Below are 19,276 nucleotides of genomic sequence, written 5' to 3'. Positions count from 1 at the left end.
TGCTTAAATTTAAGCTAGAGCCTGTTTCACTAAGGCTAAAGATTTCTCAGAGAACTTGAGTTTTAAAGCTTCTTGTTGCCCTTCATCAGACATTTTTATCCAAGTTTTTTGAAGAATATCAATTACTTTTTCATCAGGATGTTTAGCAGCAAACTCCTCAAAATAATAATCTAAAAACACTAAACATATAGTATCTTCTAAAGCTTGAGATTCTTCATTTTTTTTAATCAATTTTTTAAGAATGATTTTTCTAATTCTATCGACAAACTCATCATCATAGCCAACTTGTTTTAAAATATCAGCAGTTAAGTCTGCATGCATTTTCTTTAAAGTTTCTCGCCATTTTAAATACCCCACACGGTCCATAGGGTACTCACCGCGAGCAATTTTCCATCTGCAAATGTGTTGCGCACGTGCCGCAATTTGCAATGCCTTAGAAGCATCTGGGTTAAATTGCAGCAACTTTCTGGTCATTCGTTGAGAGTACAACAACTCCTTCGGGTAGTCTATTCCAGCTAATGTATAGGTGTTAATATCTTCAGAATTAGCTTTATCAATTAATGCAATCGCAGTTTCAAATCGTGTAGGCTTCATATAGTAAATTACTTATCGTTAATCCGAAAAGCCAATATACACATTTCCGTTTTCAATTTTAACAGGATAGGTTGCAATTTTTAAATCTTCACCAGCCAAATTACTGCCATCCTCCAACGAAAAATTCTTTTTATGCATCGGGCAAGCCACTTTAGGTATATCATCTTTATCACCAATCATCCCTAACGACAATACCATTTCCATTTTATGTGGACATAAATTTTGGGTCGCATACCACTTTCCTGTTCGTGCAAAATTATAAACCGCAATCTGCTTAGTTTTATACTTGATGCACGCCCCACTGTTCTCCGGAAAATCAGAAACTACTCCAACTTTAAACCATGCATTTGCACCTTCCTTAGTAACGGTTTGGTATTGTTCTAATATATCTTGCATATCATTAAATTTTAATTATTTTTTTATGGCGTTCACTTTTTCTCATACCTACAAGGTTTTCAAAACCTTGCAGGATCGCAAAAGGTCGGGCTTTACGTTACAAGTCCTCGCATTCCCGATAGTTATCGGGATCGCTGTGGGCTTTCCACTGCAATCCCTAACGCGGGTCAGTCTTCAGTCTACAGTCTTCAGTCCGCAGTCAATAACTTATCCGCAAACACCATCACTTCAAACTTCGTACTTCAAGCCTCTAGCTTTATTTAAGCCCATTGTTTAGGCATCTTTTGCCCACGCATTGGTACAAATTCTAAATTATCATCGGTATCATCAGAATTTACAAAATGCTTAAAACGCTTCATCATTTCTGGATTCTCAATAGCTTCTTTCCATTCACACTCATATCTATTTACAAGCCCTTGCATTTCAGTTTCTAACTCTTCAGCAATTCCTAAAGAATCTTCAATCACTACTTGCTTTAAGTAATCTATTCCACCTTCAAGTTTATCCAACCATGGTGCAGTTCTTACTAATGGTCCTGCAGTACGTATATAATACATTAAGAATCTATCTAAGTATTTTACCACCGTTTCATCATCCAATTGTTCAGCTAATAAAACAGCGTGTTTAGGTGTTGCTCCACCGTTTCCGCAGACGTATAAATTCCATCCACCATCAACAGCAATCAATCCAAAATCTTTTCCTCGGGCTTCAGCACATTCTCGAATACATCCAGAAACACCACCTTTTAATTTATGCGGCGATCGTAATCCTCGATATCTATTTTCTATATCAATGGCAAAGGTGACACTCTCATGCATACCATAACGACACCATGTAGAACCTACACAACTTTTTACCGTTCTTAAAGATTTTCCGTAGGCATGACCACTTTCAAAACCAGCATCAATCAATTCTTTCCAAATCATAGGCAGTTCATGAATCTGTGCGCCAAATAAATCAATTCGTTGTCCGCCAGTAATCTTAGTATATAAATCGTATTTTTTAGCTACTTCACCAATCACAATTAATTGCTGTGGCGTAATCTCTCCTCCAGCAACTCTTGGTACCACAGAATAGGTTCCGTTTCTTTGAATATTTGCTAAAAAACGATCGTTAGTATCTTGTATAACAGGTTGTCTATTGGCTGTTTCCATAGTAATTGTAGCAAAAATAGAAGCAACCAAAGGCTTACAAGTTTCACAACCATGACCCTCACCAAATAAGTTAAGCGCTTCTTGGTAATCTGGCACTTTATTAATTTTTATTAAATCATATAGTTCTTGTCTGCTAAAATTAAAGTGCTCACAAATGGTTTCTTTAACTTCTTTACCTAAGGATTTTAAAGTTTCATTTACTAAATCAACCACCATGGGCTTACACCCTCCACAACCTGTTGTTGCTTTAGTATTTGTAATAACATCTCCTAAATTTTGAAATTCCCCATCTGTAATCGAACAACAAATATCGCCTTTAGAAACACTCTCACAAGAACAAACTTGTGCGGTGTCAGGTAAATCTAAAACACTCCCAAATGATGAACCACCTTCACTAGCTGGTAAAATTAATTGTGATGGATCTTCAGGAATTGCCATGCCATTTAAATACATCTGATGCAACATATTATAATCTGAAGCATCTCCAACTAAAATGCCTCCAAGTAATGATTTACCGTCAAGACTCACGTTTATTCGCTTATATAAATGCTGTGTTTTATTCTCAAAAATAATAGAATGGCCTTTTGAAGCAGGCATAAAAGGTTCTCCAAAACTAGCCACATCTACACCAATGAGTTTTAATTTGGTAGACATATCAATATCATCTGGCATTAACGATTGTATTTTGCCAATAATTTGATCGACAGCAACACCTGCCATATCATAACCAGGAGCAACCAAGCCATATATCATTTGATTGTATAAAGCAATCTCACCAATTGCATAAATATGTTCATCTGAAGTTTGCATATTGTTATTAACCACAATACCACCTCGGACTCCAACTTCTAGTCCGCAATTTTTTCCTAACTCATCTCTTGGTCTTATACCTGCCGAAACTACAAGCATATCTACATCCAAAACATCATCTTCTCCAAACTCCATACCCGTAATACAGGTATCGCCTAAAATTTGGTTAGTTGCTTTACTTAAATGAATATTTAAACCTATAGATTCTAATTTTAATTGTAATACTTGACTACTTCTTGAGTCTAATTGTCTTGGCATTAATTTAGAAGCAAACTCCACAATATGAGGCTCTAAACCCATATCCATAACAGCCTTTCCTGCCTCTAAACCTAACAAACCACCACCAAGAACCGCAGCTCTTGCATTTGGCTTTTCTGCTTTAAGTTTAGCGGCATACGCTAGCATGCCTTCTAAATCTTCAATAGTTCTATATACAAAAACACCTTCCTTTTCAACCCCTTTAATAGGTGGCACAAAAGGCGCAGATCCTGTTGCTAATACTAAATAATCATATGAAAACTCACGGTCTTTTGCGGTAGTAATCGTTTTAGCAGATCTTGTAATATCTGCAACTCTTTCGCCTGTAATTAATGTAATATTATTATCGGCATACCATGCTTCGGGAGCCATCTCCAAAGCTTTTGCATCTTGATTTTCGAAGAATTCACTCAAATGAACTCTATCATAAGCTGGTCTTGGTTCTTCACCAAAAACTGTGATTTTAAAGTCTTTAGCTTCAGATTTTTCTACAAATTTTTCACAAAACTTGTATCCAACCATGCCGTTTCCAACAACAATAATATGCTTCATAATTACGTATTTAATCACAAAACTAAGTATTTATACTTATTTATAGATATAATTCTCTTAGAAATTTACGTAGAAGAGTTATTATTGTCAATTTCTCAAATAGCAATAAGAATAATTGATTATTAGCAAAATTAAGGGTTTAGATTTTACCGAAAATTTAAAGATTCGTAATAGTAATTTTAACACTTTTCGAAGCCGGTGTTTTAGCAGTATGCGCAAAACTATCTAGTGGCACTAGCACGTTAGTTTCAGGAAAGTATGTAGCACAACAGCTTTTTGGAATATCATAACCCACAACCTTAAAATTATCAGCCTTACGAACAACACCATTAAATTCTGATTTTAGATGAACCACTTGGTGTTCTTTTAAATTACGTAGTTTCATATCTTCTCTATTCATAAAAATAATACGCCTTTCATTAAAAACACCTCGATATCGGTCGTCTAAACCATAAATCGTTGTGTTAAACTGGTCGTGGCTACGTATAGTCATCATGATGAGTTCATCGTCTTTCAATTCCCAATCTGGAAGCTTATTAGCGGTAAAAATAGCCTTTCCTGTTTTAGTTTTAAATTTTCTAACACGTGCTCCATTTGGTAAATAAAAACCTGATGGGTTTTTTAATCGTGTATTATAATCATTAAATCCGTCTACAACCTCAGCAATATCCTCACGAACCAAATTATAATCGTCTTTATAGACCAACCAATTAACTTTTGAACGGCCTTTTAAAGTAGCATTTGCAATACCACAAACCACAGCAACTTCACTCAACAAATTATCAGAGCAAGGTTCTAAAACACCTTTTGTAGAAGATACAACCCCCATGGAGTTCTCTACACTTTGTGTTTGCACACCTGTTTTTTGATAGTCTTTCTCTGCGCGTCCTAAACAAGGAAATATTAAAGCTTCTTTTCCTGTTACTAAATGCGAACGATTCAACTTTGTACTCACATGAACCGTTAAATTACAATTTGCTAACGCTTGAGCAGAATATCCGGTATCAGGTACTGCAGAAATAAAATTCCCTCCCAAACCGAAGAACACTTTTACTTTCCCTTCATACATGGCTTTTATTGTTTCAATAACACTATAACCATGTTTTACTGAAGGTTTAAATCCGTATTTAGCTTCTATTTTATCTAAAAAAGCTTGAGGGGCGGCTTCCCAAACACCAACAGTTCTATCGCCTTGCACGTTTGAATGTCCACGAACAGGACAAGTGCCTGCTCCCTCCTTTCCAATGCTACCTTTTAATAATAATAGATTAACGAGCTCACGAATATTATCTACGGCATTTTCATGCTGCGTTAAGCCCATGGCCCAACAAATAATAATTTTGTTGTTATTTAGAATTAAATCAAAAGCATCATCAAAAATACTTTTTGATACACCTGAAGCTTCCAAACATGTTTCAAAATTATAGGTTTTTAAATCGGAAATAAAGGCCTCGTAACCTTCAGTATATTCATTAATAAATGTTTTATCAAAAACACCTCCTAGTCGTTCTTCTTTTTCTAAAAGCTTTAGCAGTATCGCTTTAAAAAAAGCCACATCACCATTTATTGTAATTGGAACAAATACATCAGATAATGTTGTACCGCCAGTTAACATTTTTATAGGGTTCTGCGGATCTGTAAACTTCATTAATCCTGCTTCTGGCAATGGGTTAACAGCTATTATTTTACCACCGTTTTTTTTTGTTTTCTCTAATGCTGATAGCATTCTTGGGTGATTAGTTGCTGGATTCTGACCAATAACCATAACCAATTCAGCTTTATATAAATCATCTAAAGTAACCGACCCTTTCCCAATACCCAAAGTTTCAGAAAGCGCATTTCCACTTGCTTCATGACACATATTTGAACAATCTGGCAAATTAGATGTCCCGAATTCTCTAACAAATAATTGGTATAAAAAAGCGGCTTCGTTTGTGGTTCTTCCTGAAGTATAAAAAGCAGCTTCATCTGGATGATCCAAAGCATTTAGATGTTTACCCACTTTTTTAAAAGCATCATTCCAAGAAATAGACTCGTAATGAGAAGCCCCTTTTGCCAAATACATAGGCTCTGTTAATCGTCCTGATTTACCAATTTCAAAATCGGATAATTTAGCTAATTCATCTACAGAATTAGATGCAAAAAAATCACGTTTAATGAGTTTATTTTGCATTTCCTCTGCCATGGCTTTAAGGCCGTTTTCGCAGTATTCACCTAAAGAGGAGCGCTCATCATCTGGATCTGGCCATGCACAACCGGGACAGTCAAAACCACCCTTTTGATTCATATTAGTAGATATTTTTAAAATATTACTAGGCTTAATATACTTAATAGCGTGTGATGTTGCAGCTATTAAACCTCCTAAACCGGCAGTATTTGTAGGTGGCGTTTTAGTTTTTAAGTTCTCAAATTTTTCTGGAGTTAATGCTTTATCTATTGGAGATTTGCTCATCAAAAATGATCGTTATTTGTTTAAAAGTACGAAGTAAAAAAAAATTACACGATTAAAGCCATTATGTTTATAGCATTTTTGGCAATACACCTTTTTTTTAAAGCAAAATAATGCTAAATATTAATTATCCAGTAATTTTTTCTTCAACATTCATAATAATCATATAAGGCTGTTTCGTCAAACGTTTGCCAGTGGCTTTATAAATGGCATATGCAACAGCTGCAACCACCTTTATTAAAACTAAAATCGGAGTACAAGGTATGGCACATCTACTTCTTTCTTAGCTTGTTGTAAAGATTGTCTCCTTTCTCGGAAAGTCCTTCTATAATTGTAATACTCATGCCTTCTGCTTGTGATACTTGGAGCAAACAACCCCGCATAACATTATATGCTCCACACTACCCAATGCCACAAGCATATTTTGAACCTACCATATTTAATATACCTCTTAAAACCCATAATAATGGTGTATCCATATCTGCTTAAACAATATAAGTTTCGTTGTTGATTTTTAAGTTGAATGTTGGCATAATATAAATTATGGTATTAAGATATTAAAGTGATTAAGAAGCTTACTCTTTAATTTAACACTCGATGAACTCGAATAAAAATATCTTAAAGTATCTCAATTTCAACTTTTATCCTATCTAAGTTTACTTATGTTTGTGTTTTTAAAATAAAAACTAGTTGGTCTCTTTCACAAAACTTAAGGCCCTTTTTTCATTATAATACACATTATTTTTATCAATAAATCCAGCATGACCACCATGAATTGGCATTTCTAAATACAAGTTAGAGTTGTTTTTAGCTTCTTTTACAGGATAACATTCTGATGATAAAAAGGAATCATTCAATGCATTAATAATTAACGTAGGTGTTTTTATACTCGGGAGAAATTGTAAACTGCTACATTTTACATAATAATCTAAGGCATCCTCAAAACCGTGTGCTCTGGAGGTATATACATTATCAAAATCTAATAATGTTTGAATATCTTTTATGGCTTCAATATTTAATTGTTCTGGAAAAAGTTGCTGTTTTTCTTTTAAATGTTTTACTAAATCTTTTAAAAACCGATCATGAAACGGTTTATTCTTTAATTTATGAAGTTCCTTACAAGAGCCATATAAATCAACAGGAACAGAAACAGCAATAGCGGATTTAACTTGATTGGGGATATTTATAGCTTCTCCTAAGTATTTCAAAATAATGTTAGCACCCAAACTAATGCCTTTTAAATAAATATCCGAATAATTTCTAGAGGTAATAGCATGTTGAATTACGGCATGCAAATCAGCTGTAAATCCTGAATGATAACTATGATAATTCAAATTATTCTCACCACTACATCCTCTAAAATTAACGCAAATGGCATCTATATTGTTAGTGTTGAAATATTTTGCAGTTCCCGTCATGTATGGTCGTTGACCATGGCCTTCTAATCCGTGTAATAAAATGATAAGTTTATCACTTTTTACTTCAGAAAAACTCCAATCTAAGTCTAGAAAATCGTTATCTTTTAATGTAATACGCTCTCTTTCTTGTTTTAAAGTAACCCGTCTGAATAAACCTGAATATACCGTTGAAATAAATCCGTTTTTAAAATAAAATGGTGGTTTATACTTTGTTTCTATTATTGGCATTTATTAGTTAATCGCTTTTGGTTAATGGGTATTAGTCTCTTTATAATTCTAATGGGGTGAACTTAAAATCGGTTCCGTTAAATAATCCTTTATCACTTAGTTTAATTGAAGGAATTACCAATAAAGCCATAAATGATAACGTCATATAAGGCGCATTCAATTTACTTCCTAGCGTTTTAGCCATTTTATCGAGTTCTGCGTATTGCTTTCCTATCACTTCTCCATCTTTATCACTCATAATTCCGGCAACTGGAAGTGGTACAATTTTTTCTTCGGAATTTGAAATCGCACAAATACCACCTTTATTTTCAATAATTAAATTTACAGCCTTACAAATCGCTTCATCAGAAACGCCCACAGCAATAATATTATGTGAATCATGGCCAACCGAAGATGCAATAGCCCCCTCTTTTAAACCAAAATTCTTTATAAATGCTATAGCAGGTTTTTGATTTAGATAGCTATCGGGATGATAACGATTTACAACCGTTATTTTTAAAATATCCTTATCCGTATTTGAAACTAAATTACCATCTATTATTGTTGCCTTTTCAATCAATTCATTGGTAACCAATTGACCTTCTATGGCCTCTATAACTCGAATGTGTTTTGTTGAAGATGCCACTCTAAAATCTAAAACCTCTTTTTTATTACAGTTGAAGTTATTTAAATTTTTGAAGGCTACCTGTTTAAATAAAGATTCGTCTTTATTAAAAACTAAATCACCATTTACATACGTTTGAAGCGTTTTAAAATCTTTTAAATCTTCAACTACAATAAAATCTGCATCATCTCCAACATGTAATAAACCAACATCCAAACTGTAATGCTTTACCGGGTTTATACACGCTACTTGAAGCACTTTAAAAACATCCATACCTTTTGCTATAGCTCTTGCACAAAGTGTATTGATGTGTCCGATAATTAAATCGTCTGGATGTTTATCATCACTGCAAAACATCATGTTTTTAAAATGCGTTGGCAATAAATCGATTAAAGCTTCAAAGTTTTTGGCAGCACTACCTTCTCGAATTAAAATTTTCATGCCTTTTTGAAGTTTTTCTAAAGCTTCTTCATAAGAAAAACATTCATGATCTGTTGAGATTCCTACATTAATATATTTTGAAATATCTTCTCCTCGAAGCCCTGGTGCATGACCATCAACTGGTTTATTATAATATTTTGCCCAAGCTATTTTTTTCATGACTTCATCGTCATCAAAAAGCACACCCGGATAATTCATCATTTCTGCTAAATACTTGATATCTGGATTTTCGAGAAGTGATTTTATACCATTAGAATCAATGACCGCTCCTGCCGATTCAAAATTGGTAGCTGGCACACAAGATGGTGCTCCAAAATTGAACTTAAAAGGCACCTGTTTTCCATTTTCAATCATAAACTCCACACCTTCAACCCCCAATACATTAGCTATTTCATGTGGATCTGAAACAGTAGAAACTGTACCATGTTTTACTGCTAATTTAGCAAACTCAGATGGCACCAGCATGGAACTTTCTATGTGGATATGTGCATCTATAAAACCAGGAAGAATGTAATGATTTACATTATGAGCTTGCTCTTGAATAGCGGTAATTTTTCTATTTACAATAGTGATTTCTCCTTTGTAAATGCGTTTTGTTTGTATATCAACTATTTGTCCTTGAATTTTCAAATTACTCTAATTCAATTTTTAAAATTTGTTTTGTGTTTTCTGTAACTCTAAATCGGTTATCTGCTCGCCTATTAATTACCCAAACAACATCATTTCCTGAGTATAATATCCAAGTGTTTTCTTTATCTAAAAGCGATAATTTTTCATCTTTAAAGTATTTACTAACTTTCTTTTTACCTGACATTCCGATAGGATAAAAAACATCACCTTCTTTATGTTTACTTATGGTTAAAGGAAATTCCAACTTCTTTCTATCTACATAAATCACATTAGGTTCTTTACTAAAAACAGCATCAGCTTCATCAAAAAACAAAGTTCCAAATGAGGTTTGTACTTGGTTTTGATTTTCTAAAATAGAAATCATTTCACTTCCTTCTATATTAATTTCACTCAAAAGCAACTGTGTTCTATTTTTAATTAAGCGGTGCGTTTTTGAAAACACTTGCTTTCCTGTTTCAGCATCCAATAAATCAACAACATCATTCCATTCTGTAAATCCGTAAGTATTAAAAACTTCAAACAAATAAGCTTTTGGATTATTTACTTTTTTAAACTCTGTAATCTTAAAAGCGATGTGATTACCGTCTATAGTTTCAATAGCTCTCTTTAAAACAGCGTTTGTACTTTCTTCAACAATATCAGATGTATCCTTTAAATTATTTAAAGTAGCTTGAAAACTCTGTAATAAACTCGGGTTAATTTCTTTTAAAATTGGAATAACTTGGTGCCGTAATTTATTCCTTAAATATTTTACAGATTTATTACTACTATCATCTCGCCATGTAATATTGTTTTCTTTAGCATAAGCTTCAATAGCCTTACTTGAGAATGGTAACAATGGTCGCACAAATTTGCCATTAATTTCTGGAATACCCGTTAAACCTTCTAAACCTGTACCTCTAGTAAAATTAATTAGAAATGTTTCTAGATTATCATCAGCATGATGCGCCGTTAAAATATAATCGAATTTTAATTGTTCTGCTAACTCTTCAAACCAATTATAACGGAGTTCTCTTGCTGCCATTTGTATAGACAGCTTATTTTCTTTAGCGTAAACTTCAGTATCAAAACGTTGTATAAAAACTTTAAAATCTAAATCTTCAGCTAATTGCAAAACAAAGTCTTCATCGTCATCACTCTCAATCCCTCTTAGATTAAAATTGCAGTGTGCCAGTGCTATGTTTAGTTTTAAATCTTTACATAAATGTGATAAAACTACGCTATCAATTCCTCCAGAAATAGCCAATACTATTTTAGCACTTCTAAGAAGCTCTAAATTTGAATTTACATGAGTCTTAAACCTATTAAACATAAGCCAAATATACAATGATATAATCATCTTTAACTAATTATCAAATGACAAATATCATGTGATTACCTTATAAATTTTGTAACTTTAAAAAACTAACATAATTCCTTAAACTATGTGCACTTCAGATAAATTAAACGATAAAGCTACCCAAACGGAATTCAATAAAAAAGTAGTTTCAGCAACGCAACATTTACAAGCATACATTAAGCATCGTTTGTATATTGCGGAATCTACACGGATTATACCAAAAAACATGTATAAATCTAACGATATTATTGATGAAGGTATAGCCAAGTTTTACGAGGCTGGTTATAACATTGATGACGATGCAGCGACTATAAAAATTAAACTTTTTAAAATAGTTGATTCTGATTTGGATGAATTGTTTAAAAAAGAAAAATTCCATCAAAACACAATGAGTACCAATTCAATTTTAGAAGACGAACTTGATGGGTTGGAGGAAACATTTACTGTTGATGGAGGTTATGAGTTTATAATGAATGATGAGTTAAACGATATTTCATATCATCAAGACAATGAGACTAAGCATGTATTTCTCTACGATGATAATAACGTTTCGATTAAAAATGCTTTAGAAATCTCTGACCTATCATTAAAGCGGAATAAGCATTTATTAGGGAAATTTTATACTTGGCTACCTTTAAGAGTTTCTGATATTGTAGATTTATTTGTATTTGGTAAATTAACTTTTGAAGAAATAGCCACAGTAAAATCTATTGAAACTAAACGTGTAAAGCGAGTTTTAGAATTAGCCATTGAAGATTTTAAAGAACATCTGGATTAATTCTCCAGAACCTCTCGCATAGCTTTGGCTTTTATCAAACATTCTTCATACTCTTTTAACGGGTCGCTTTTAGCTGTAATTGCACCACCTACAGAGTAAGAAATGTACTTTTTGCTTGCGTTATATAAAATGCTTCGAATAACTACATTAAAATCGAAATCTCCGTTTGGCGAGAAATAACCAATGGCTCCAGAATATATGCCGCGCTTGGTTTCTTCTAAATCTTCAATAATTTTCATTGCTGAAATTTTAGGAGCTCCGGTCATGCTACCCATTGGAAACGTACTTTTTATAATGTCTACAGGATGCGTACTTAAATCAATTTTTGAAGTGATTGTAGAAATCATGTGATGTACTTGATCAAAAGTATAAATCTTACATAATTCCTCCACTTTAACGCTGCCTTGCAGTGCTGTTTTAGATAAATCATTGCGCACTAAATCTACGATCATAATATTTTCGCTACGCTCCTTTTTATCTTCTGATAAATTTAGTTTCAACGTTTTATCATCATCTACATTCATAGAACGCTTTGCTGTACCTTTTATGGGCTGCGAAATTATAGTATCGCCTTGCTTTTTTAAATACCGCTCTGGTGAAGCACTAAGTACATACTTATCTTCTAATTTAATAAAGGATGCAAATGGGGGTTTTGATATTCTATTTAACTTATAATACGTTTCTAGCGGGTTAATTTGTGTGTTTTCAGCATAAAATTCCTGACAAAAATTAGCTTCATAAATATCACCTCGATGGATATGCTCTAGTATCATATTTACCTTATCGAAATAGGCATCCTTATGAATGCGTAATTTTATTTTTATATCTGAAAATACTGTGCCTCTTGCTACTTCTACGCCACGTTTTATAATAAATAAATCATCATCAATTTCATCATCAACAAAATTTAAATATTGAATTTCAACTTGATTATCTTTTATTAGAAACAGCTTTTTTGGTTGAAAAAAACATAAATCAGAAAAGCCTAAGTCATCAAAATTTTGAGACTTTAAAACTTCAACATCATTCTTTAAATCGTAAGCCAAATAACCAAAAATCCAATCTTTTGCATAACTTTGATACTCTTTAAGTTTTTCAAATCCTTGATGAAAATCCGTTTTAATACTTGTAAACGCATCTACTGCTAAAACCGCATCATAGCTGTAGTGTTTTTGGGTGTCTTTATTACTATTCTGATTAGAATCTAACCAAACAACATCATCAAACTGTTGCGCCCAGTTTAACAACTGGATTTTAAAATTTTCGATATCCTCGAAAGTATAAATCTGTTTTGTCCTCAATTAATTATATTATGAAGCAAAGTTACTTAGAATACTTAAAAAATTAAGACTTTTGTAAAATAGTTTAAACACGAAAAGCATGTACACTTTAAAAAATGATAAGCTTGAAATAGCTATTAAAAAAATAGGAGCTGAACTCTGTAAAATAGCCTCTATTAAAAATAAAACAGATTTTATGTGGCATGCAGATCCAGAGGTTTGGAGTAGTTACGCACCAAATCTATTTCCTATTATTGGAGCCTTAAAAGATAATACCTATGTTTTTGAGAATACTCATTATGAACTTCCAAAACATGGATTTGTAAGACATAATGAAGCTATAACTTTATATGCGCAAACTGAAAACAGTTTGACTTTTAAGCTAATTGCAAACGACAGTTTATTAAAAAACTATCCTTTTCAATTTGAGTTTTTAATAACTTATACACTTATAGATAATACTTTAGAAGTTAAGCACACCATAAAAAACAAGGATAATAAAACCATGTATTTTTCACTTGGTGGACACCCTGCTTTTAAATGTCCTGTTTATAAGAACGAGGATTATGAAGATTATTGTTTAGAATTTGAACATCCTGAGCATTCCAAAAGACATTTTATTAACATGCAAAATGGCTTAATATCTTCAAAAACAAAAACAGTTTTTAATAACACAAACAAGCTTTTATTAACTCATGATTTGTTTAATGAAGACGCTTTAATTTTTAAAGATTTAAAATCTAAAAAAGTAACTTTAAAAAGCAGTATAAACGGAGAAATCTTATCTGTTAGTTATCCTGGTTTTCCGTATTTAGGTATTTGGGCAAAACCTAATGGGAATTATGTTTGTATTGAGCCTTGGCTGGGAATTGCAGATAACGAAACTACAAACCAAAACCTAAAAGAAAAAGAAGGCATTTTGAGTTTAGATGCCAACAAAACGTTTGAGGCCGCTTATAAAATTGAAATACATAACAACCATTTAGTCTAAAGCCAAGAATAAGCTTAACTTTGCCAGCAAAATAATAGTATTTTGACGTTTCATTTGTATTGGTTTTTTTTAAAGATCACAGATTGAATTCATAATTATAAGAATTAGAATATACATATTAATAGCATGGCTCATTTCAAGGACCTAAACATAAACACCCCACTTTTTAACGCCTTAGACGATTTAGGCTTTACAACACCTACACCTATCCAAGAGCAAGCATTTAACGTAATTGCTTCAGGGAAAGATGTGGTAGGCATTGCGCAAACAGGTACTGGAAAAACCTTTGCCTACATGTTACCTATTCTTAAAGGCTTAAAGTATTCTGAGCAAGAAAACCCTAGAGTTTTAGTTTTGGTTCCAACGCGCGAGTTGGTGGTGCAAGTTGTTGATGAAATTGAAAAGCTTTCAAAATATATTAACAACCGTGTTTTAGGCGTTTATGGTGGTACAAATATTAATACACAAAAGCGAGCCATTGCAGAAGGTATAGATATTTTAGTAGCTACACCGGGGCGTTTATATGATTTGGCTTTAAGTCGTGTTTTACAACTAAAATCGATACAAAAATTAGTGATTGATGAAGTTGATGTTATGCTAGATTTAGGATTTAGACACCAACTGATTAACATTTTTGATATTCTACCAGGACGTAGACAAAACATTATGTTTTCAGCAACTATGACACAAGATGTCCATGTGCTAATTAACGATTTCTTTAAAAGTCCAGAACGTGTTTCTATTGCAGTTTCTGGAACGCCGCTTGAAAATATATCGCAACAACGTTATAACGTGCCTAACTTTTATACAAAGGTTAATCTATTAGTCCACCTGTTAAATGATACCGAACGTTATAATAAGGTTTTAATTTTTGTTGCATTCAAACGTATGGCAGACCGTTTGTTTGATAAGTTAGATGAGTTCTTTAAAGAAGAATTATGCGTTATTCACTCCAATAAAACACAGAATTACAGACTCCGAAGCATCGAGCAATTTAGAAATGGTGAAAACCGAATTTTAATCGCTACTGATGTTATGGCTCGTGGATTGGATATCGACAATGTGTCTCATGTCATCAATTTTGACACACCAGATTTTCCAGAAAACTACATGCATCGTATTGGTAGAACAGGTCGTGCAGAACGCGAAGGCAAAGCTCTTGTGTTTACTACCAAAAAGGATCAAGAAGCTATTGAAAATATCGAAGCTTTAATGAAAATGACCATACCAGTTTTGGAACTTCCTGAAGCTGTCGAGATTTCTACCGAGTTGATTGAAGAAGAGCGTCCGCAAATAAAAGAACGAAACAATCCTAACAAACGTAAGGATGAAGATGCACCAGGACCAGCATTTCATGAAAAATCTGAAAAGAACTCCAAAGAAAATTTAGGCGGTTCCTATAAATTTAAAATCGCAGCCAAGTATAAAAAACCTAAAACTAGGGGCGATAAAAATTATAATAAACGAAATAAGAGGAAGTAGTTTGTTTTTATTTACTAATTCTTGTTACAAACAAAAAATATCTCCAGTGTAAAACTAGTATGAGTTATTTATTTTATGATGCGCTATTATCAAAGAAATATAAACTCTATTTCCTAAAAACAACTTCCAATATTGCTTTAATTTTTAAAATTAATCGCCCTTGAAGTTAAAAGCAGCGTTAAGCCTACAGTCAAACTTTTTTTTATTAAAATTCAATTTTACAGCCAGTTTAGCTCAAAAAATATCCTTTAAAGAAACAAAAGCACCAAGGTTAAAACGACTCCTCCAACTGCAAAATATAAACCTTTTTTAAAGATTGGCATTTTTGGTGTGTACATCCAAAATGCCGACAACACAAAAAACAATAATGAAACACCAAAGAAGATATTTAAAAAATACAATGGCCTATTTGTTGTTGCTTTATGTAAACGTTCCATTTTTTGTAAAACCATTGGGAGCTTCATTTTCTTTATAGTTACAATCCCTGTTTTTTGGTTATAATTACCACGCCTAAAGTATAAGATATCCCCCTCCTTTTTATTTATTTTTCCAGCCTTTGATATTTTTTCACTTAGTTGATTTCCTGTTAAATTAGGTTCCAGTTGCTGTTCTACAATAACTTCACTTTTTAAGAAGTTTGTTTCTCTAAAAATAAGTAGAATTCCGCTTAAAGCGTATACGAACATTATGCCCGATAAAAAATAACCCAAATATCGATGAATTACTCTAACTTGGAATGAAAAGGGAGTTTTTCGTTTTGCCATTTATGACTGGTTTTTTAATGTTTACACGATTTAGACTTCAATTTTAGTTAAAGGTTTAAGCATGAAAATTACTTTTTTTCTAATATGTGCATGCAATAAAAATTCAAAAAAAAAAAAAAAACCTCTCTTCAAACAAATGAAAATGAGATATTTAGTTTGACTTAAAGCAGGTTAAAATAAATTCTAGATACATTCTAAAAAAAATCCCTTTCAAATTAATGAAAGGGATTATAGTATGCAGAGAGCTTTTTAGTTTACAGAAAAGTAACCAACCAAATTTTAACCCTAACTTAAAGTTAATCCTGCAAACTTACTTGACTCTCTACAATATCTTTAATTGGCACTATTAATTTTCCTTCTTTTGTTTTTATTGTTACTGTGATACCATCTATAGATTCAACTTCGCCTTTAATGTTATTAAATTCTATTTTCTGGCCTATCTCGTATGTTTTTCTTGTATAAAATGTTCTTAACAAATCACCTACTACTTTCTGAGCTCCAAAACCAAGAGCTAAAGCAAAGGCCAGTAAAAATGCTGCTAGAATCATAGTTAAATTACTTGTAATAATTTCAGTATCAATTCCGGCTTGGTTTAATGCTGTAATAGAAACAAAAATCAATATGATAAAAAATACAACTTGGCTTATTATTTTGGCTCCAGATAAATCCATAGATTCAAAAAATGATTTTAAACCTTTTTTAATAAGATTTGCTAAAATTAGTCCAATTGTAAATATGACTAAAGCAGCAAATAATTGAGGTAAATAACCTAAAAGGTTACTAATCTGCTCAGAAATCATAGTTAAATTCATAATATCTGATGCCATTATTAATAGCATGATATACATCACCCATTTTACAAAATTTGATACTACTTTTATAGTATCAAATTTCAGGTTTTTACCTTCAACAATTTCTATTTCATTTATAGCATCATCTAACTTATTAGCTTTTGCTAGTTTTAATGCTTTTTTAATTATTTTGACTATGAGCTTAGTTAAAAGCCAGCCTATAAATAACACTAAAATGGTTCCTATGATATTAGGAAATATTTTAGAAATTTCTAACCACATATTTATTAAAGATTCCATGGCTATATCCTTCCATTCTGTTGCTTTTTCCATTGTTAATATATTTTTGTTAGGGTTGGTTATGTTGGTTTTTTAATATACTAATTATTTGGTTTTCTACTTCTCATAACGGTTTCTATAACATTACCAATATTATATGAAAACAGTGCTGCTAAATCCATTATGAGTTTTGCCATAGCAATATCACTCATAACCTTCGACTTAAGCTCCTCTGGAACTTCTTTAAGCGGCTGGTTTATATGTTTAAATGGATTATCCACTAATTTTGGTTTTCGTTATACACTATTACAAGCTTGTCTTTAGCACGTTTAATTCTCATTTTAACTGCGCTTTCTCCAATATCTAAGGCACTTCCAATTTCTTTTATCGTTAAGAAATCTTGGTACTTTAATAATAAAATCATCTTCTCTTCAGGAGAAATAAGCTCTAATGCTAATTTTAATTTATCAACTTTCATGCTTAAGAAGCTATTATCATCCTCCTCTTCCTCTGAAAGGTTTTCTATGTCTTTATAATCAACTGATTGCTTTTCAAACTTCTTAGCCGTATTTCGAGTTACATAATTTACACAATGATTATAAGTAAATGCATATAACCATGTTGAAAATTTCGATTTCCCTTTAAAACTAGCCAATTTAACAAAAAGCTTTAAAAATACATCTTGTGTTAAATCTTTTGCTTCGTCACCATCTTTTGCAAAACCAAAACATTTATTATAAACTAGTCCTGCATACCTATCGTATAGAGTCTCGAAGAGCAATGTATTGTTTGTTTTCACAATTGCTTCTACTAGGTCTTCGTCTGACTGTTTGCTAATGTTGTTAAGAGTTTTCAAATTTAGCTTTCGCTATTTAGTTTGTTTAACGTTTAAGACACATTGTTTTTCTATGGGTCACTTAATTCTACAAAAAAATGTAAAAAAATCTGGAGCGACTTAAAAGTGTCTACATAATACTTACGCATTTATTACGCAAACGGTTCTTTTTGAGGTCACAATGATTTAAATTAAATTTTTGTTAACGCTTTTTTTAAATAAGGTTTTTAAATGTGATATTCATAAATTAGCATAAATATTAAGTTTATGAAATCAATATACATCTGTCTTATCACTGCTTTTTTTATTTTACCCTTAAAAAGTTATGCTGAAGATATTTTTTGGGGACAAACAGGACATCGCGTTGTTGGAAAAATTGCCGATGACTACTTAAAAGGTAAAGCTAAGCGAGAAGTTAAGCGCTTATTAAAAAGAAAATCGCTAGCCTTTGTTTCTACATTTGCAGATGAGATAAAATCTGATAGACGTTATAATGAGTTTTATACATGGCACTACATTAATATGCCATTGAATGAAAACTACGAGAATTCTAAAAAGAATAGTAATGGTGATTTAGTTACAGGAATTGCTTACTGTAAAAAGATTATAGTTGATAAAAATGCTTCAGATAAAGACAAGGCCTTTTACTTAAAACTTCTAATTCATTTGATTGGCGATTTACACCAACCTATGCATATTGGCTTAGAGGATGATAGAGGTGGAAATGACTTTAAAGTTCAGTGGCATTATGAAGACTCTAACCTACACAGGGTTTGGGATACTGAGATGATTGAAAGCTTTAATATGAGTTATAATGAATTAGCTGAAAATGCAGATGTTTTGACTAAAAAAGAAGTGAAATTAATTCAAGAAGGGTCGGTGATTGATTGGGTTAATGAGACACATGAATTAACAAAACAGGTATATGGTTCTGCTGATGTAGATGAGAACTTAAGGTATCGCTATTCTTATAATCATTTAAAAACAGCTAGAAGTCAATTACAAATTGCCGGAATTCGATTGGCTAAAGTTTTAAATGATTTATTGTAGGGTAAACTTAGGATAAAAAGAGGTCGTCTAAAAACAATTTAGGCGATCTTTTTATTTTTGGTCATTTAGGTTTTATTTTGACGCTCTTTGTTTTAATAGTAAATAATAATGTTGTTAAAATAGAGCAAAGCGATTTCTATATCGCCAAACTCA

At 32.3% G+C, this 19,276-nt stretch carries 17 protein-coding genes; 5 read left to right on the top strand and 12 right to left on the bottom strand.

Translation table 11 applies throughout. The features are described from left to right. Nucleotides 1–9: 9 nt before the first annotated feature. The 4 genes from P8K68_RS06280 to P8K68_RS06265 form a co-directional block, all read right to left on the bottom strand. On the bottom strand, nucleotides 10–594 hold the full coding sequence (locus P8K68_RS06280; protein ID WP_300248837.1) for a DUF4202 domain-containing protein: 585 nt from the start codon (nucleotides 592–594) through the stop codon (nucleotides 10–12). Nucleotides 595–612: 18 nt separating this feature from the next. Continuing rightward, a complete protein-coding gene (gene nirD / locus P8K68_RS06275) occupies nucleotides 613–990 on the bottom strand; it encodes a nitrite reductase small subunit NirD (RefSeq protein ID WP_300248836.1) in 378 nt (125 codons plus the stop codon). A gap of 260 nt (nucleotides 991–1,250) precedes the next feature. Continuing rightward, on the bottom strand, nucleotides 1,251–3,764 hold the full coding sequence (nirB, locus tag P8K68_RS06270) for a nitrite reductase large subunit NirB (protein WP_300248835.1): 2,514 nt from the start codon (nucleotides 3,762–3,764) through the stop codon (nucleotides 1,251–1,253). Nucleotides 3,765–3,921: 157 nt separating this feature from the next. After that, complete coding sequence (locus P8K68_RS06265; RefSeq protein ID WP_300248834.1) at nucleotides 3,922–6,216, bottom strand: FdhF/YdeP family oxidoreductase; 2,295 nt, start codon at nucleotides 6,214–6,216, stop codon at nucleotides 3,922–3,924. A gap of 297 nt (nucleotides 6,217–6,513) precedes the next feature. Between P8K68_RS06265 and P8K68_RS06260 the strand changes: the two genes are divergently transcribed. Next, complete coding sequence (locus tag P8K68_RS06260) at nucleotides 6,514–6,702, top strand: hypothetical protein (RefSeq protein WP_300248833.1); 189 nt, start codon at nucleotides 6,514–6,516, stop codon at nucleotides 6,700–6,702. 197 nt (nucleotides 6,703–6,899) lie between these two features. Here the strand turns inward: P8K68_RS06260 and P8K68_RS06255 are convergent, their stop codons facing one another. Genes P8K68_RS06255 through tilS form a run of 3 tightly spaced genes read right to left on the bottom strand, consistent with a single transcriptional unit; the run spans nucleotide 6,900 to nucleotide 10,846 of the window. Next, nucleotides 6,900–7,859 (bottom strand): alpha/beta fold hydrolase, encoded by a 960-nt coding sequence (locus P8K68_RS06255; RefSeq protein WP_300248832.1) that lies wholly within the window; start codon nucleotides 7,857–7,859, stop codon nucleotides 6,900–6,902. Between the two features lie 40 nt (nucleotides 7,860–7,899). Further along, nucleotides 7,900–9,534 carry an adenine deaminase gene (gene ade / locus P8K68_RS06250; protein ID WP_300248831.1) on the bottom strand — a complete coding sequence of 545 codons (1,635 nt, stop codon included), beginning with the start codon at nucleotides 9,532–9,534 and terminating at the stop codon, nucleotides 7,900–7,902. A gap of 1 nt (nucleotide 9,535) precedes the next feature. Continuing rightward, nucleotides 9,536–10,846 carry a tRNA lysidine(34) synthetase TilS gene (gene tilS / locus P8K68_RS06245; protein ID WP_300248830.1) on the bottom strand — a complete coding sequence of 437 codons (1,311 nt, stop codon included), beginning with the start codon at nucleotides 10,844–10,846 and terminating at the stop codon, nucleotides 9,536–9,538. 112 nt (nucleotides 10,847–10,958) lie between these two features. On the opposite strand from tilS, the gene P8K68_RS06240 reads away from it, so the two are divergent. Next, nucleotides 10,959–11,651 (top strand): hypothetical protein, encoded by a 693-nt coding sequence (locus P8K68_RS06240; protein WP_300248829.1) that lies wholly within the window; start codon nucleotides 10,959–10,961, stop codon nucleotides 11,649–11,651. On the opposite strand, the gene pabB is transcribed toward P8K68_RS06240, so the two are convergent. Then, nucleotides 11,648–12,952, bottom strand: a complete 1,305-nt coding sequence (gene pabB / locus P8K68_RS06235) for an aminodeoxychorismate synthase component I (protein ID WP_300248828.1) — start codon at nucleotides 12,950–12,952, stop codon at nucleotides 11,648–11,650. The genes P8K68_RS06240 and pabB overlap by 4 nt on opposite strands. 79 nt (nucleotides 12,953–13,031) lie before the next feature. Between pabB and P8K68_RS06230 the strand changes: the two genes are divergently transcribed. Together P8K68_RS06230 and P8K68_RS06225 are read left to right on the top strand one after the other, a co-directional pair. After that, nucleotides 13,032–13,922 (top strand): aldose 1-epimerase family protein, encoded by an 891-nt coding sequence (locus P8K68_RS06230; protein WP_300248827.1) that lies wholly within the window; start codon nucleotides 13,032–13,034, stop codon nucleotides 13,920–13,922. Between the two features lie 126 nt (nucleotides 13,923–14,048). Then, nucleotides 14,049–15,404 (top strand): DEAD/DEAH box helicase, encoded by a 1,356-nt coding sequence (locus tag P8K68_RS06225; RefSeq protein ID WP_300248826.1) that lies wholly within the window; start codon nucleotides 14,049–14,051, stop codon nucleotides 15,402–15,404. A 248-nt stretch (nucleotides 15,405–15,652) separates the two neighbouring features. Here P8K68_RS06225 and P8K68_RS06220 read toward each other — a convergent pair whose 3' ends face one another. The 4 genes from P8K68_RS06220 to P8K68_RS06205 form a co-directional block, all read right to left on the bottom strand. Beyond that, on the bottom strand, nucleotides 15,653–16,168 hold the full coding sequence (locus P8K68_RS06220; RefSeq protein ID WP_300248825.1) for a hypothetical protein: 516 nt from the start codon (nucleotides 16,166–16,168) through the stop codon (nucleotides 15,653–15,655). 296 nt (nucleotides 16,169–16,464) lie between these two features. Next, nucleotides 16,465–17,292 (bottom strand): mechanosensitive ion channel domain-containing protein, encoded by an 828-nt coding sequence (locus P8K68_RS06215; protein ID WP_300248824.1) that lies wholly within the window; start codon nucleotides 17,290–17,292, stop codon nucleotides 16,465–16,467. A 47-nt stretch (nucleotides 17,293–17,339) separates the two neighbouring features. Next, entirely contained in the window at nucleotides 17,340–17,519 is a 180-nt protein-coding gene (locus P8K68_RS06210) for a hypothetical protein (protein WP_300248823.1), read from the bottom strand. Continuing rightward, nucleotides 17,519–18,094 carry an RNA polymerase sigma factor gene (locus P8K68_RS06205; protein ID WP_300248822.1) on the bottom strand — a complete coding sequence of 192 codons (576 nt, stop codon included), beginning with the start codon at nucleotides 18,092–18,094 and terminating at the stop codon, nucleotides 17,519–17,521. Before P8K68_RS06205 ends, P8K68_RS06210 begins: the two co-directional genes overlap by 1 nt. A 246-nt stretch (nucleotides 18,095–18,340) precedes the next feature. Here P8K68_RS06205 and P8K68_RS06200 point away from each other — a divergent pair, with 246 nt between their 5' ends. Further along, on the top strand, nucleotides 18,341–19,123 hold the full coding sequence (locus tag P8K68_RS06200) for a S1/P1 nuclease (RefSeq protein WP_300248821.1): 783 nt from the start codon (nucleotides 18,341–18,343) through the stop codon (nucleotides 19,121–19,123). The last annotated feature ends 153 nt before the right edge of the window (nucleotides 19,124–19,276 follow it).

It is taken from the genome of Algibacter sp., from assembly GCF_029245835.1.
Lineage (GTDB): Bacteria > Bacteroidota > Bacteroidia > Flavobacteriales > Flavobacteriaceae > Algibacter_B.
The sequence above is the reverse complement of the archived record's forward strand: the minus strand, read 5'-3'. Positions and strand labels throughout refer to the sequence as shown.